Below are 13,589 nucleotides of genomic sequence, written 5' to 3' on the forward strand. Positions count from 1 at the left end.
GGACGGATACAAAATTTGTGACTGACGCAAACCAATGTGGGAGCGAGCCTGCTCGCGATGGGGCATGACATTCAACATTAGTTGTATGTCAGACCGCTATCGCGAGCAGGCTCGCTCCCACAAGTGCCGCCGAGTGGCGTCAGGTTAGCCGCGGTGACGACCGCGGAAGTAGTTGATCAAGCCTTGGGTCGAGGCATCGTCAGCCGGGGTTTCTTCGCTGCCGACCAGACGGTTGTAAACGCCTTTGCCCAGCTCTTTACCCAGCTCCACGCCCCATTGGTCGAAGGCATTGATGCCCCAGATCACGCTTTGCACGAAGACTTTGTGTTCGTACATCGCCACCAAAGCGCCGAGACGACGCGGGCTGATGCGTTCGACTACCAAGGTATTGCTCGGACGGTTGCCCGGGATCACCTTGTGCGGCGCGAGTTTCTGCACCTCTTCTTCGCTCATGCCTTTGTCGCGCAACTCGGCTTCGGCCTCGGCAAGGGTCTTGCCCAGCATCAGCGCCTGGCTTTGCGACAGGCAGTTGGCGTACAGCCACTGGTGGTGGTCGGACACCGGGTTGAAGCTGACGATCGGCACGATGAAGTCGGCCGGGATCAGTTGGGTGCCCTGGTGCAGCAACTGGTGATACGCGTGCTGACCGTTGCAACCCACGCCGCCCCAGATCACCGGACCGGTGTCGGTGGACACTGGCGTGCCGTCCTGGCGCACGCTCTTGCCGTTGGATTCCATGTCCAGCTGTTGCAAATGCTTGGTGATGTTACGCAGGTAGTGGTCGTACGGCAGGATCGCGTGGCTTTGCGCGCCCCAGAAGTTGCCGTACCACACGCCGAGCAGCGCCAGCAGTACCGGCATGTTCTGTTCGAAAGGCGCGCTCTGGAAATGCTGGTCCATGGTGTAGGCACCGGACAGCAGTTCCTTGAAGTTCGACATGCCGATGGCCAGGGCAATCGGCAAACCGATGGCCGACCACAGCGAGTAACGGCCGCCAACCCAGTCCCACATCGGGAAGATGTTTTCTTCGCGAATCCCGAAGGCCACCGCCGCTGCATTGTTGCTGGAGACGGCGATGAAGTGACGGTACAGCTCGGCTTCCGAACCACCCTGAGCCAGGTACCAGGCGCGTGCGGCCTGGGCATTCTTCAAGGTTTCGAGGGTGTTGAAGGATTTCGACGAAACGATGAACAGCGTGGTTTCGGCGCGCAGCTTCATGGTCAGTTCGTGGAACTCACTGCCGTCGATGTTTGCCAGGTAATGGCAACGCACGCCTTTCTGGGCGTAGGACAACAGCGCTTCGGAGACCAGCTCCGGGCCGAGGAACGAGCCACCGATGCCGATGTTCACCACGTCAGTGATCGGCTTCTCGGAGTAACCGCGCCACAAACCGTCGTGGATACGGCCCACGAGGTCGGTGATCTGGTTCAGGACCTTGTGCACTTCCGGCATCACGTTGACGCCGTTGACCTTCAGCTTGTCGCCGACCGGACGACGCAGGGCGGTGTGCAAGGCCGGACGACCTTCGGAGGAGTTGACGATCTCGCCTTCGAACAGCGCTTTGATCGCGCCCTGGAGGTCGACTTCGTTGGCCAGGCCCACCAGCAGATCGCGGGTCTGGGCGTTGATCAGGTTTTTCGAGTAATCGAGAAACAGACCGCAGCTGCTGAGGGTGAATTGGGTAAAGCGCTGCGGATCGGCATTAAAGGCTTCGCGCATGCTGAAATCCTGCATGGCTTGGCGGTGGTCATTCAGCGCTTGCCAGGCGGGCAGAGCGGTAACGTCTTGAGGGGTGCGGTAATACGCCATCGCTGCGGTTTTCCTTTTTACTTGAACGGCCTTTTGAACACTAAAAATACCGGAGCGCTACGGGTGGGCGTCCGGTCAACTGCGTCGACACGATTTCATGACACAGGGCGAATACAGTAAACCTCGCGCTGCGATCTGTCTTGACTTTGTCTGACCCGTTCCCGGTACTTTTTTATACATCGAGCAGGGAACGGTCCGACAAACGGAAGGGGGAGGGGGCTAAGACCGGATCAGGCGACCTGAACCGGAATGGCATTGCTGGTGTGGCTCAGTTCATTACCCGGCGCCATGTAGAGCATGCGTGGCTTGAAGTTGAGCAGCTCGGCTTCGCTGTAGTGGGCGTAGGCGCAGATGATCACGCGGTCACCGACCTTGGCCTTGTGTGCGGCGGCACCGTTGACCGAGATCATGCGCGAGCCTTCTTCGCCCCGAATCGCGTAGGTGGTGAAGCGTTCACCATTGTCGATGTTGTAGATCTGGATCTGTTCGTACTCACGGATGCCGGACAGGTCCAGCCATTCGCCGTCGATGGCGCAGGAACCTTCGTAATCGAGTACTGCGTGGGTGACTTCGGCGCGATGCAGCTTGGCTTTGAGCATGATGGCGTGCATGAGTGTTTCCCCAGGTCGGAATCGAACGGCGGGCATTGTGCCCAAAGGCTTGAGGGTCAGCAATACAGTCTTGGAGCCGCCGCAGACCCCATGTGGGAGCGAGCCTGCTCGCGATGGCTTGCTCACAGGCAACATCTCTGTCGACCGTGATATCGCTATCGCGAGCAGGCTCGCTCCTACAGTGGTTTTGTAGTGTTTATGCGGGCGCGTCGAGGTTCAGATGCAGGTTATCGATCAACCGCGTAGTGCCCAGGAACGCTGCCACCAGAATCACCAGATCCCGATCCTGCGCAGTTGCCGGGCGCAAGGTCAGCGCATGACGAATCTCCAGATAGTCAGGACGCAAACCTGCCGCTTCAAGCTGCTTGATCTGCGCATCGATCAACGCCGGGAAATCCCGTTCGCCCTGTTTGATCGCATCGGCAATCTGGCTCAAACCGCGATAAACAACAGGCGCAACGGCCCGCTGTTCTTCGCTGAGGAAACCATTGCGCGACGACAGCGCCAGGCCGTCGGCTGCACGTACCGTCGGTTCGCCGATGATCTGGATCGGCATGTTCAGGTCATGCACCAGGGCACGGATCACCGCCAGTTGCTGGAAGTCTTTCTGGCCGAAGATCGCCAGGTCCGGCTGGACCATGTTGAACAGTTTGGTGACCACTGTCGCCACACCTTCGAAATGCCCGGGACGGCTGGCGCCGCACAGGCCTTCGGAGAGTTGCGGAACGCTGACGCGGGTCTGGCCGATCATGCCGTCGGGGTACATTTCTTCAACGGTTGGCGCGAACAGCAAGTGGCAACCGGCCTGGAGCAGTTTCTCCTGATCGGCCGCGAGGGTGCGCGGGTACTTGTCGAGGTCTTCGCCGGCGCCGAACTGCAGCGGGTTGACGAAAATGCTCGCGACCACGAAATCCACCCGTTGGGTGGCTTTGGTCACCAGTGCCACATGACCGCTGTGCAGGTTGCCCATGGTCGGCACGAAGCCGATGCGCTTGCCTTCACTGCGGGCACGGGCCACGGCGGCCCGCAATTCGCGTACGGTTTTTACGGTGTTCATGCAGAGAATCCGTGTTCGATACCAGGGAAAGTCGCCGCTTTGACTTCAGTGACGTACGCACCAAGCGCCGCTTGAATGTTTTGTTGCCCGGCCATGAAGTTCTTCACGAACTTCGGCACGCGGCCCGTGATCGACAGGCCGAGCATGTCGTGCAGAACCAGTACCTGGCCGTCGGTGCCGCTGCCGGCGCCGATGCCGATCACCGGGATACCCACCGCCTGGGTGATTTCCTCGGCCAGTTCACTCGGAACGCATTCGAGCAACAGCATGGCTGCACCCGCCTGTTCCAGGGCAATGGCATCGGCGCGCATCTGCCGTGCCTGGTTCTCGCTACGGCCCTGGACTTTGTAACCGCCCAGAATATTCACCGATTGCGGTGTCAGCCCCATGTGGGCGCACACCGGGATACCGCGTTCGGCCAGCAGACGGATCGAGTCCGCCAGCCACAGCGCACCTTCAACCTTGACCATGTGCGCACCCGCCTGCATCAACAGGGCACTGTTGGTCATGGTTTGTTCGAGGGTGGCGTAGGCCATGAAGGGCAGGTCGGCGAGGATCAACGCATCGGTGTTACCGCGTTTGACGGACGCCACGTGGTAAGCCATTTCTGCGGTGGTGACCGGCAGGGTGCTGTCGTGACCTTGCAAAACCATGCCAAGGGAGTCGCCCACCAGCAGCACTTCGACACCAGCCTCATTGCAGGCGTGGGCGAAGGTCGCGTCATAGCAGGTCAGCATGGTGATCTTTTCACCTTTTTGCTTGAGACCTTGCAGAGTGGTCAGGGTGATGGCTGGCATGAAAAGTTCCTCATTCAGGCGCTGTGGAAACTACTGCGAGTAACGCGCGTGATTCTTCGTTAAATACAGGCGCACGGTCTGTTGTCGTGCTTTTAAGGCCTGGATTGCGCCCTTCAACGCCGTGTTGGCGGCAGCGGGACGCCTATAGTCGTGAGGAGAACTCGGGAAGTCAATTGCGTGTGTTACCGCATTGTTACGCGTGGGGTGTTACCGGGGTAACTGATGCGATTCAGCAACTACTGATCTCATGTTCGACACAAACCAATGTGGGAGCGGGCTTGCTCGCGAATGCGGTGTGTCAGTCAACATTGATGCTCAATGGAACACCGCATTCGCGAGCAAGCCCGCTCCCACAGGGGGATTTTTTGTCAATTTTGAGAGAGGCGTTCCAGGCCGACGAACGGGCAGGCAGCGAGCAAATCACTCAGGCAACGGCCATCAGCCAGACGCAAATCCGCAGGCGCCAGTTCGGCCAGTGGATAGAGAACGAAAGCGCGTTCCTGCATATGGTAGTGAGGCACCTTGAGGCGAGGTTCGTCGATCAGCCGATCACCGAACAGTACGATGTCGAGATCCAGCGTACGTGGCCCCCAACGTTCAAGGCGCTCGCGGCCCTGTCCGTTCTCGATGGCTTGCAGCGCATCAAGCAGCTCCAGCGGCGCGAGCGTGCTGTCGAGGGCGGCAACCGCGTTGGTGTAACGCGGTTGGCCGGGTAGCAGGGAGTCGCTTTGATAAAACCCGGAAACCCCAATCAGGTCGCTCTGCGGCAACTGCGCCAGCGCGTCGACGGCGCTGCGCAATTGTTCGGCGGGGTCAGCCAGATTGCTGCCCATGCCGATGTAGATGCGTTCCATGGCTTACTCGCCCGTAGCGCTCGGTGCGCCGGCGGTGCGTTTGCGCTTGGCGCCACCGCTGCGGCGACGCTTGCGTGGGGCGCCGGTGCCGTCATCCTTGCCGCTGAGGTCGCGGATCATGTCACGACGTTCGCTGTCGTTGGCGTCCTGATAATCCGTCCACCATTCGCCCAGGCCGTCGGTCTGCTCACCGGCGCTTTCGCGCAGCAGCAGGAAGTCGTAACCGGCACGGAACCGCGGGTTGTCCAGCAACAGGTCGGCGCGCTTGCCGCTGCGGCGTGGCAGACGCTCCTGCATGTCCCAGATCTCGCGGATCGGCATGGTGAAGCGTTTCGGAATCGCGATGCGCTGGCACTGTTCGGCAATCAGTTCATGGGCGGCTTCCTGCATCGCAGGAATCGGCGGCATGCCACGTTCTTGCAGGCGCAGGACCCGAGCAGGAAGGGCAGGCCACAGCAGCGCCGCAAACAGGAACGCCGGGGTCACCGGTTTGTTCTGCTTGATCCGCAGGTCGGTGTTGATCAACGCATCGCTGATCAGCGTGTGGGTGTAGGTCGGGTTGTATTCCAGAGCCTCGGCACTGGCCGGGAACAGCGGATCGAACAGCTGCAAGTCGACCAGCATCTCGAAGGTGTCCGCGGCGTGGCCGGAAAGGAACAGCTTGAGCACTTCTTCGAACAGGCGAGCCGATGGAATCTCGCGCAGCATCGGCGCCAGTTCACGGATTGGCACGGCGCTGTGTTTTTCGATGCCGAAATTCAGCTTGGCGGCGAAACGCACGGCTCGCAGCATCCGTACCGGATCTTCCTGGTAGCGTTGCTTCGGGTCGCCGATCAGGCGGATCAGGTGATTGCGGATGTCGTGTACGCCGTTGGCGTAATCGAGGATGCGCTCGCTGACCGGATCGTAATACAAGGCGTTGATGGTGAAGTCGCGGCGTTGCGCGTCTTCTTCCAGCGTGCCATAGACGTTATCGCGCAGGATGCGCCCGCTCTCGTTGCGGGAAGACTGGTTGCTGTCTTCCTCTTCATCATTTTGCGGGTGATTGGCGCGGAAGGTCGCGACTTCAATGATTTCGCGGCCAAAGTGAATGTGCACCAGCTTGAAGCGGCGACCGATGATCCGCGCGTTGCGGAATTCGGCCCGCACCTGTTCAGGTGTGGCACTGGTGGCGACGTCGAAATCTTTTGGCGTGATGCCGAGCAGCATGTCACGCACGCAGCCGCCGACCAGGTAAGCCTGATAACCGGCGTTCTGCAGGCGTTCGACAATGTTCACCGCGTAGCGACTGAATTGGGCCTTTTGCAGCGAATGTTGGCCGCTGTTGAGCACTTCAGGCGTACTGCGAATGTGTTGCGTATGACGCTTGGGAGAACGGAATGACTGGAACAGCTTCTTCAGCATGGGATGCACTGTTTGAAGGAATGTTCGGCCAAAACGAAGAATGACCGCATGATGGGCGGGGATTCTAGCATTTAGTCGGGGGATGGTGTAGGACACAGCAGATATGAGCTGCAAGCCACAAGCCACAAGAGTAAAGCGAAGCGCAGGCGGGGTGGTTTTCAAATCGCAGAAACTACAAGGGGAGCCGAAGCTCCCCAAGAAAGTAGTTGCATGCTCTATTTTTATTTTTGATTCGGGCTTTTTGTTTTTGTTAAGTGCCCTCGCCATGAAGTTTTTCCTTCATGACCCTCCCAATCGGGAGCCAAGAGCAAACGGATTGCTTTGGTCGCTGTGTTGCAGTGATCTTGCGATCCAACCAGTTCAGGCTCTGTCTTGTGACAGTTTTTGTTGTTCTCGGCCTGGTCGTGGGGCAAGCCCCAAATACAACGCCTCTCCAAAAGAATCAGTTAGCTACGCCTCTCGCCGTCTTGTTTTTATTGTGCGTGAGTCGATACGTCTTATTTTTATTGTCTTGTGCATTGCTTGTTATTGTTCTTGTACCAAACATATAGCAGGGTGCGTGCCAACTTTTGCGAGGCCCAGCAAAACAAGGGGTTAGGCCTGCTGGTGAGGTTTTTCGAGGCCAAAAAAAGCCGGGGCTTCGTTACCGTAAGCCCCGGCTTCTGTTACGTGAAAAAGGTGAGGTAACAGTTTTTTCACCTTGTCACGTGTTACCCGCACATCAGACAGGTGACGTTCAGCTCTCGCTGGCCACCCCGGTCTTGCGCCGCGGAATGCCCAGGCGCTGGCGGCGTTCCCACAGGCATTTGCGACTGACACCGAGTTTGCGTGCCAACTCGGTCTCGGTCATGTGGTCCTGATGCTCGAGAACGAAGTGCTGGAAGTAGTCTTCCAGTGACAGGTCTTCGGTCGGCTCATGGCTGTTGTTACCGGCGGCGCTGCCCTGTTGTGGGGGCAGGCCGATGAAGTCGTCATCGTCCAGATCGCTCAGTTCGATATCGATCCCCAGCAGTTCGGCGGAAATCTCCGGACTCTCGCACAGGATGACCGCACGTTCTACGGCGTTTTCCAGCTCCCGAACGTTACCCGGCCAAGAGTAGTGACGAATGGCTTGCTCGGCATCCGGGGCGAACTTCAGGTCGGTGCGGTTGACCCGCGCGCTCTGTCGCGCGAGGAACGCGGTGGCAATTTCGTTGACGTCGGCGCCCCGCTCGCGCAGTGCCGGTAGTTTCAGGGCGATCACGTGAAGGCGGTAATACAAGTCTTCACGGAACTGGCCGATCTTCGCCAGGCTCTTGAGGTCCCGGTGGGTCGCGGCGATCAGGCGCACATCGACTTTCTGGGACTGCACCGAACCCACACGCCGAATTTCACCTTCCTGCAGCACGCGCAGCAGGCGGGCCTGGGCTTCCAGTGGCAGTTCGCCGATCTCGTCGAGGAACAAGGTGCCGCCGTCGGCCGCTTCTACCAGGCCGGCACGCCCGGCGCTGGCGCCAGTGAACGCGCCTTTTTCGTGGCCGAACAGTTCGGACTCGATGAGGCTTTCCGGGATGGCTGCGCAGTTCACCGAAATCATCGGCGCCTTGGCGCGTTTGGACAGGTTGTGCAGGGCACGCGCCACCAGTTCTTTACCGGTGCCGGATTCGCCCTGGATCAGGACATTGGAATCGGTTGGCGCGACTTTGCGGATCTTGCTGTACAGATCCTGCATCGGCGGGCAGGAGCCGATGATGCCGATTTCGCCGTTGTTGTTGCTGGCGCCCGGTTTCGCGGCGCCATTGCCGGCTTTGCCGACGGCAGGTTCACCGCTGGCTTGCACCGTTTGACGGTCACGCAGGATGCGCGCGACGGCTTGCAGCATTTCATCGTGATCGAAAGGCTTGGCGATGTAATCCACCGCGCCCATCTTCATCGAATCAACGGCCGAACGCAGGCTGGCGTAGCTGGTCATGATCAGCACCGGAGTGCCCTGGCCGAGTTTGATCAACTCGGTGCCCGGCGCGCCCGGCAGACGCAGGTCGCTGACGATCAGGTCGAACGTGGGAATGGTGAAGCGTTCTTGTGCTTCCTGCACTGAACCGGCTTCGCTGACCTGGTACTGGTTACGTTCCAGCAGGCGGCGCAAGGCGGAGCGGATAATTGTTTCGTCTTCGACGATCAAAATGTGCGGCATTGATTCGATACTCTCGACGGTCTCAGTTCACAGCGGACGTCGCTTCGACATGACGCGGCAAGGTCACCCGGATACGGGTGCCGCGTTGGCTTTGAACATCAGCCGGGCTGTCGATGGTGATTTGTCCATAATGCTCTTCAACGATGGAATAGACCAGTGCAAGGCCCAGACCGGTGCCTTCGCCAGGATCCTTGGTGGTGAAGAAAGGTTCGAACAATCTATCCATGATGTTCTGCGGAATACCGCTGCCTTCGTCTTCCACGATCAGGTCGACCGTGTGTTCGCCGGCTTCGCTTTTGACCCGCACCGCACTGCCGGGAGGCGAGGCGTCGCGGGCGTTTGAGAGCAGGTTGATCAGTACCTGTGCAAGCCGCTGCGGGTCGCCTTCGACCCAGTGGTCGGGATCGCACAGGTTGTAGAACTGCACTTCGAAATTGCGCCGGTTCAGGGCAAGCAAACCGATGGCATCCTGGGCCACTTCGGCCAGACAGACGGGCTCGTCGTTGTGCTGATGACTGCCGGCATGGGCGAAGCTCATCAGCGACTGAACGATGCGCGACACGCGTTTGGTCTGCTCCAGGATCTGCCCGCTGATTTCCTTCAGTTCGCTGTCTTCTTCACGTTCTTCGCGCAGGTTCTGCGCCAGGCAGGCGATGCCCGTGATCGGGTTGCCGATTTCATGGGCCACGCCGGCGGCGAGTCGGCCGATGCTGGCCAGGCGCTCGGAGTGCACCAGTTTGTCTTCGAGCATCTGGGTTTCGGTCAGGTCTTCTACCAGCAACACCAAACCGCTGTTGCCCGGTGCCAGCGGTTCATCGATCGCGGCTTTGTGCAGGTTCAGCCAGCGCGTCTGGCCGTCGAGGGCCAGGTGCTGTTTGTGCAAGTGCTCGTCCGGCAGATTGATGAAGCCTTGCAGCAGCTCTTTCCAGGGATCGGCAATGGTGCTCAGGCGCGAACCGACCACACGTTGTGCGGCAATCCCGGTCAGCTCCTCCATGGCTTTGTTCCACATGAGGATTTCCTGATCCTTGGCCAGCGAGCAAACGCCCATCGGCAATTCCTGCAGGGTCTGGCGGTGATAGCGGCGCAGGGCATCGAGTTCGGCGGCAAGCCCGGTCAGGCGCGAGTGGTAATCCTCGAGGCGACTTTCGATGAAGTGGATGTCTTCAGTGACATAGTTTTCGCCGCCGGCCTTGTAAGGCAGGAATGTTTCGACCATGTCCTGAGCCACACTCGGCCCCATCAGGCCGGAAAGGTTGGCTTCGATGCGGTCGCGCAAACGGCGCAAGGCGTAAGGCCGGCGCTCATCGAAAGGCAGATAGAGGTCGCGCAGGGCCTGTTCGACTTCTTTCTGCGCTGCCTTGGCGCCCAAGGGTTTGGCAAGCTGTGTGGCGAATTCCTGGGGTGAGGCGGCGTGCAGCTCGCGGCGTTGCGGCCGGCGCACGTTGTCCACGGCGCAGGCTTCGGCGGCGCTGGCCTCTTCGCTGCTGGCGTTGGTGAACAGCGAGATCAGGGTGAACATCAGCACGTTGGCCGCCAGCGAGGCGATCGCCGCCATGTGCCAGCTGGTGTCGTCCAGCACGTAGATCATGTTCAGCAGCGGTATGTAGAAGCCCTGCAGATTGCCGACCAGCGGCAGCAGCATGGTCACCAGCCACACCAGAATCCCCGCGAGCAAACCGGCGATGAAACCGCGACGGTTGGCGGTCGGCCAGTACAGTACCGACAGCACGCCCGGCAGGAACTGCAGGGTGGCGACGAAGGCGACGATCCCGAGATTCGCCAGGTCCTGTTCCGCACCCAGCATCAGGTAGAAACCGTAACCGGCCATGATGATCGCGACGATCAGCCCCCGGCGGGTCCACTTCAGCCAGCGGTAGATATTGCCTTCGGCGGGCGGCTGATAGAGCGGCAGCACCAAATGGTTCAGGGCCATCCCGGACAGGGCCAGGGTGGTGACGATGATCAAACCGCTGGCCGCCGACAATCCGCCGATATAAGCCAATAGCGCCAAAGCCTTGCTATTGGCGGCGATGCCGATACCCAGCGTGAAGTATTCCGGGTTGGTGGTGGCGCCGAGTTTCAGCCCGGCCCAGAGAATCAGCGGTACCGCCAGGCTCATCAACAGCAGGAACAGCGGCAAGCCCCAGCTCGCACTGACCAGCGAGCGCGGGTTGAGGTTTTCGGTAAACGTCATGTGGTACATGTGCGGCATCACAATCGCCGAAGCAAAAAACACCAGCAGCAACGTGCGCCATGGGCCTTCCTGCAATGGCGTGTGCAACGCGGCGAGGGCGGTCTGGTTTTGCAGCAGCCACAGTTCCAGTTGTTGCGGGCCGTCGAACACGCCGTACAGCGCGTAGAGGCCAACGCCGCCGATGGCGATCAACTTGATTACCGACTCGAAGGCAATCGCAAACACCAGGCCTTCGTGTTTCTCGCGAGTGGCGATATGGCGCGAACCGAAGAAAATCGTGAACAGCGTAATCAGTGCGCAGAAGCTCAGGGCCACGCGATGCTGCACCGGCTCGCGGGTGAGGATGCTGATGGAGTCGGCCACCGCCTGGATCTGCAACGCCAGCAGCGGCAGTACACCGATCAGCATGAAGATCGTGGTCAGCGCGCCGGCCCAGGTGCTGCGGAAGCGGAAGGCGAACAGATCGGCCAGCGACGACAACTGATAGGTGCGAGTGATTTTCAGGATCGGGTACAAAAGCACCGGTGCCAGCAGAAACGCGCCGGAGACGCCCAGATAGCTGGACAAAAATCCGTAGCCGTATTGATAGGCCAGGCCCACCGTGCCGTAAAACGCCCACGCACTGGCATAGACGCCCAGCGACAAGGTGTACGTCAGCGGGTGGCGAATGATCGCCCGGGGAATCATGCCCCGTTCGCTGACCCAGGCTACGCCGAACAGCACCGCCAGGTAGGCGGCGCTGATCAGGATCATCTGGGTCAGGCTAAAGCTCATCGGCATCTTTTTGGCTCTGCAGGATGAAGGTCACGACAATCAGAATCAGCCAGAGCAGATAAGGGCGATACCAGGCGCCAGTGGCGTCGATCCACCAATCCATGATGGCCGGGGAGAACAGATAAATCCCCACTACCAGGAGCAGGACCAAGCGATAGATGTACATCCCGGCCTCTCTTTTTTATGCACGTGCCCGAAAACGTGCGGCGATGGTAACGGATGGGCGCGTCACTGCAAGTGTGATCACTGTAGTTGTGCTTCGGGCAGGTTGAGTGTGCGCGGGATCAACTCTGCATCCCAGTGGGCGATGCCCCAGTTCAACACCTCCCGTGGGGTGGCGTAAGCCAGTTCGGCACCGGGGTTGTGCCCCAGCGCGCGCAACGCGCGCAGTAGCAAGGGGGTTGCCTGATCTTCGGTCAACGGCGGCGAACGATAGGACTTGCCGAGCTTGTGGCCATCGGGCTGGGTGATCAGCGGGATATGCAGGTAGCGCGGTTGCGGCAAGCCAAGCAGTTCTTGCAGGTAGAGCTGGCGCGGCGTTGAGTCGAGCAGGTCGGCGCCGCGGACGATATCGGTAATGCCTTGCCAGGCGTCGTCCAGCACCACCGCCAATTGATAGGCGTAGAGGCCGTCGCGGCGACGAATCACGAAATCTCCGACGTCCCGGCCCAGGTGTTGGCGGTATTCGCCTTGCACCCGGTCGATGAAGTGATATTCCAGCTCGGGGACACGCAGGCGAATCGCCGCATCTTTAGTGTCATGACCGGCGTTGCGGCAAAAGCCCGGGTAAATCCCGTGATACGGCTCCAATTGTTTACGCGAGCAAGTGCAAGCGTACGCGAGGCCTTGATTGAACAGGCGATTGAGAACTTCAGCGTAGGCATCGTGCCGGTCACTCTGTCGGACCATTTCGCCATCCCACTCGAAACCGTAGCTTTCCAGGGCATTGAGGATCGCCGCCTGAGCGCCGGGCTCTTCCCGTGGCGGATCGAGATCTTCCATGCGCATCAACCAACGGCCACCCACCGAGCGGGCGTCGAGGTACGAGGCCAGCGCTGCGACCAGCGAACCGAAATGCAGATGGCCACTGGGCGTGGGGGCGAAGCGCCCGATGTAGGGGGAGGAGGTCGTGGCGGTCATGGACGAATGTTACATCTCTGGTCGTGCGCGAGTCCCTGTGGGAGTGAGCCTGCTCGCGATAGCGGTTTCACATACAACACATTCGTTGACTGACACACCGCAATCGCGAGCAGGCTCGCTCCCACATTTTAGTTCTGGGGCAAATGTCAGAAACAAAAACGGAGCGTTCGCACGCTCCGTTTTTCGTTCAAGTCGAGATTACTTGCCGACTTGCTTTTCCTTGATTTCCGCCAGGGTCTTGCAGTCAACGCACATGTCGGCGGTAGGGCGGGCTTCCAGTCGCTTGACGCCGATTTCGACGCCGCAGGACTCGCACCAGCCATATTCTTCGTCTTCGATCAGTTGCAGCGTCTTGTCGATCTTTTTGATCAACTTGCGCTCGCGGTCGCGGGCACGCAGCTCGAGGCTGAATTCTTCTTCCTGGCTGGCACGGTCTGCCGGGTCCGGGAAGTTGGCCGCTTCGTCTTTCATGTGATCAACCGTACGGTCGACTTCCTGCATCAAGTCCTGTTTCCACTTATTCAGGATCTTGGTGAAGTGAGCGCGCATGGGCTTGCCCATGTATTCCTCGCCCTTCACTTCTTTGTAGGGTTCGAAACCGCTGATCGACTGGTTTTGCTGCTTTGCTTGGGTGGGCATGAAATGGACCGCCTCTACTCTTGTAATCCATTGCGCAGGATTGCTCCATCACCGACACCTGCCGGCCCTGCGGCTGCAAGCGGGCGAACTTACCAGATCAAATCGGACCGCGCTACTCCCGGATGTCGAGGTAG

Annotated in this window: 11 protein-coding genes; all 11 read right to left on the reverse strand. The window is 59.7% G+C overall.

Annotated elements, in window-relative coordinates; all coding sequences use genetic code 11:
- Positions 1 to 144: 144 nt before the first annotated feature.
- Positions 145 to 1,809, reverse strand: coding sequence for a glucose-6-phosphate isomerase (gene pgi / locus PFAS1_RS15745; RefSeq protein ID WP_076029727.1), 1,665 nt, complete (start codon positions 1,807 to 1,809; stop codon positions 145 to 147).
- Positions 1,810 to 2,039: 230 nt separating this feature from the next.
- Entirely contained in the window at positions 2,040 to 2,420 is a 381-nt protein-coding gene (gene panD / locus PFAS1_RS15750) for an aspartate 1-decarboxylase (protein WP_008153310.1), read from the reverse strand.
- A 196-nt stretch (positions 2,421 to 2,616) separates the two neighbouring features.
- Positions 2,617 to 3,477, reverse strand: coding sequence for a pantoate--beta-alanine ligase (gene panC, locus PFAS1_RS15755; RefSeq protein WP_076029728.1), 861 nt, complete (start codon positions 3,475 to 3,477; stop codon positions 2,617 to 2,619).
- Entirely contained in the window at positions 3,474 to 4,274 is an 801-nt protein-coding gene (gene panB / locus PFAS1_RS15760) for a 3-methyl-2-oxobutanoate hydroxymethyltransferase (protein WP_076029729.1), read from the reverse strand. The genes panC and panB overlap by 4 nt, the downstream gene beginning before the upstream one ends.
- Before the next feature lie 368 nt (positions 4,275 to 4,642).
- Positions 4,643 to 5,128 (reverse strand): 2-amino-4-hydroxy-6-hydroxymethyldihydropteridine diphosphokinase, encoded by a 486-nt coding sequence (folK, locus tag PFAS1_RS15765; protein ID WP_076029730.1) that lies wholly within the window; start codon positions 5,126 to 5,128, stop codon positions 4,643 to 4,645.
- 3 nt (positions 5,129 to 5,131) lie between these two features.
- Entirely contained in the window at positions 5,132 to 6,532 is a 1,401-nt protein-coding gene (locus tag PFAS1_RS15770) for a polynucleotide adenylyltransferase PcnB (RefSeq protein WP_076029731.1), read from the reverse strand.
- 736 nt (positions 6,533 to 7,268) lie between these two features.
- A complete protein-coding gene (locus PFAS1_RS15775) occupies positions 7,269 to 8,705 on the reverse strand; it encodes a sigma-54-dependent transcriptional regulator (RefSeq protein WP_076029732.1) in 1,437 nt (478 codons plus the stop codon).
- Between the two features lie 22 nt (positions 8,706 to 8,727).
- Positions 8,728 to 11,682 (reverse strand): sensor histidine kinase, encoded by a 2,955-nt coding sequence (locus PFAS1_RS15780; RefSeq protein WP_198044915.1) that lies wholly within the window; start codon positions 11,680 to 11,682, stop codon positions 8,728 to 8,730.
- Positions 11,666 to 11,842: a hypothetical protein gene (locus tag PFAS1_RS29510; RefSeq protein WP_003176118.1), complete on the reverse strand. Its 177-nt coding sequence runs from the start codon at positions 11,840 to 11,842 to the stop codon at positions 11,666 to 11,668. Before PFAS1_RS29510 ends, PFAS1_RS15780 begins: the two co-directional genes overlap by 17 nt.
- Positions 11,843 to 11,919: 77 nt before the next feature.
- Complete coding sequence (gluQRS, locus tag PFAS1_RS15785; protein WP_076029734.1) at positions 11,920 to 12,816, reverse strand: tRNA glutamyl-Q(34) synthetase GluQRS; 897 nt, start codon at positions 12,814 to 12,816, stop codon at positions 11,920 to 11,922.
- 198 nt (positions 12,817 to 13,014) lie between these two features.
- Complete coding sequence (gene dksA / locus PFAS1_RS15790; RefSeq protein ID WP_007902025.1) at positions 13,015 to 13,455, reverse strand: RNA polymerase-binding protein DksA; 441 nt, start codon at positions 13,453 to 13,455, stop codon at positions 13,015 to 13,017.
- Positions 13,456 to 13,589 lie beyond the last annotated feature (134 nt).

The organism is Pseudomonas frederiksbergensis (assembly GCF_001952935.1).
Taxonomy (GTDB): Bacteria; Pseudomonadota; Gammaproteobacteria; order Pseudomonadales; family Pseudomonadaceae; genus Aquipseudomonas; species Aquipseudomonas frederiksbergensis.

Excerpts from the sequence above, each read along its gene's own strand:
- pgi (WP_076029727.1), bottom strand. The coding sequence starts at position 1,809 with ATGGCGTATTACCGCACCCCTCAAGACGTTACCGCTCTGCCCGCCTGG.
- panD (WP_008153310.1), bottom strand. The coding sequence starts at position 2,420 with ATGCACGCCATCATGCTCAAAGCCAAGCTGCATCGCGCCGAAGTCACC.
- panC (WP_076029728.1), bottom strand. The coding sequence starts at position 3,477 with ATGAACACCGTAAAAACCGTACGCGAATTGCGGGCCGCCGTGGCCCGT.
- panB (WP_076029729.1), bottom strand. The coding sequence starts at position 4,274 with ATGCCAGCCATCACCCTGACCACTCTGCAAGGTCTCAAGCAAAAAGGT.
- folK (WP_076029730.1), bottom strand. The coding sequence starts at position 5,128 with ATGGAACGCATCTACATCGGCATGGGCAGCAATCTGGCTGACCCCGCC.
- PFAS1_RS15770 (WP_076029731.1), bottom strand. The coding sequence starts at position 6,532 with ATGCTGAAGAAGCTGTTCCAGTCATTCCGTTCTCCCAAGCGTCATACG.
- PFAS1_RS15775 (WP_076029732.1), bottom strand. The coding sequence starts at position 8,705 with ATGCCGCACATTTTGATCGTCGAAGACGAAACAATTATCCGCTCCGCC.
- PFAS1_RS15780 (WP_198044915.1), bottom strand. The coding sequence starts at position 11,682 with ATGCCGATGAGCTTTAGCCTGACCCAGATGATCCTGATCAGCGCCGCC.
- PFAS1_RS29510 (WP_003176118.1), bottom strand. The coding sequence starts at position 11,842 with ATGTACATCTATCGCTTGGTCCTGCTCCTGGTAGTGGGGATTTATCTG.
- gluQRS (WP_076029734.1), bottom strand. The coding sequence starts at position 12,816 with ATGACCGCCACGACCTCCTCCCCCTACATCGGGCGCTTCGCCCCCACG.
- dksA (WP_007902025.1), bottom strand. The coding sequence starts at position 13,455 with ATGCCCACCCAAGCAAAGCAGCAAAACCAGTCGATCAGCGGTTTCGAA.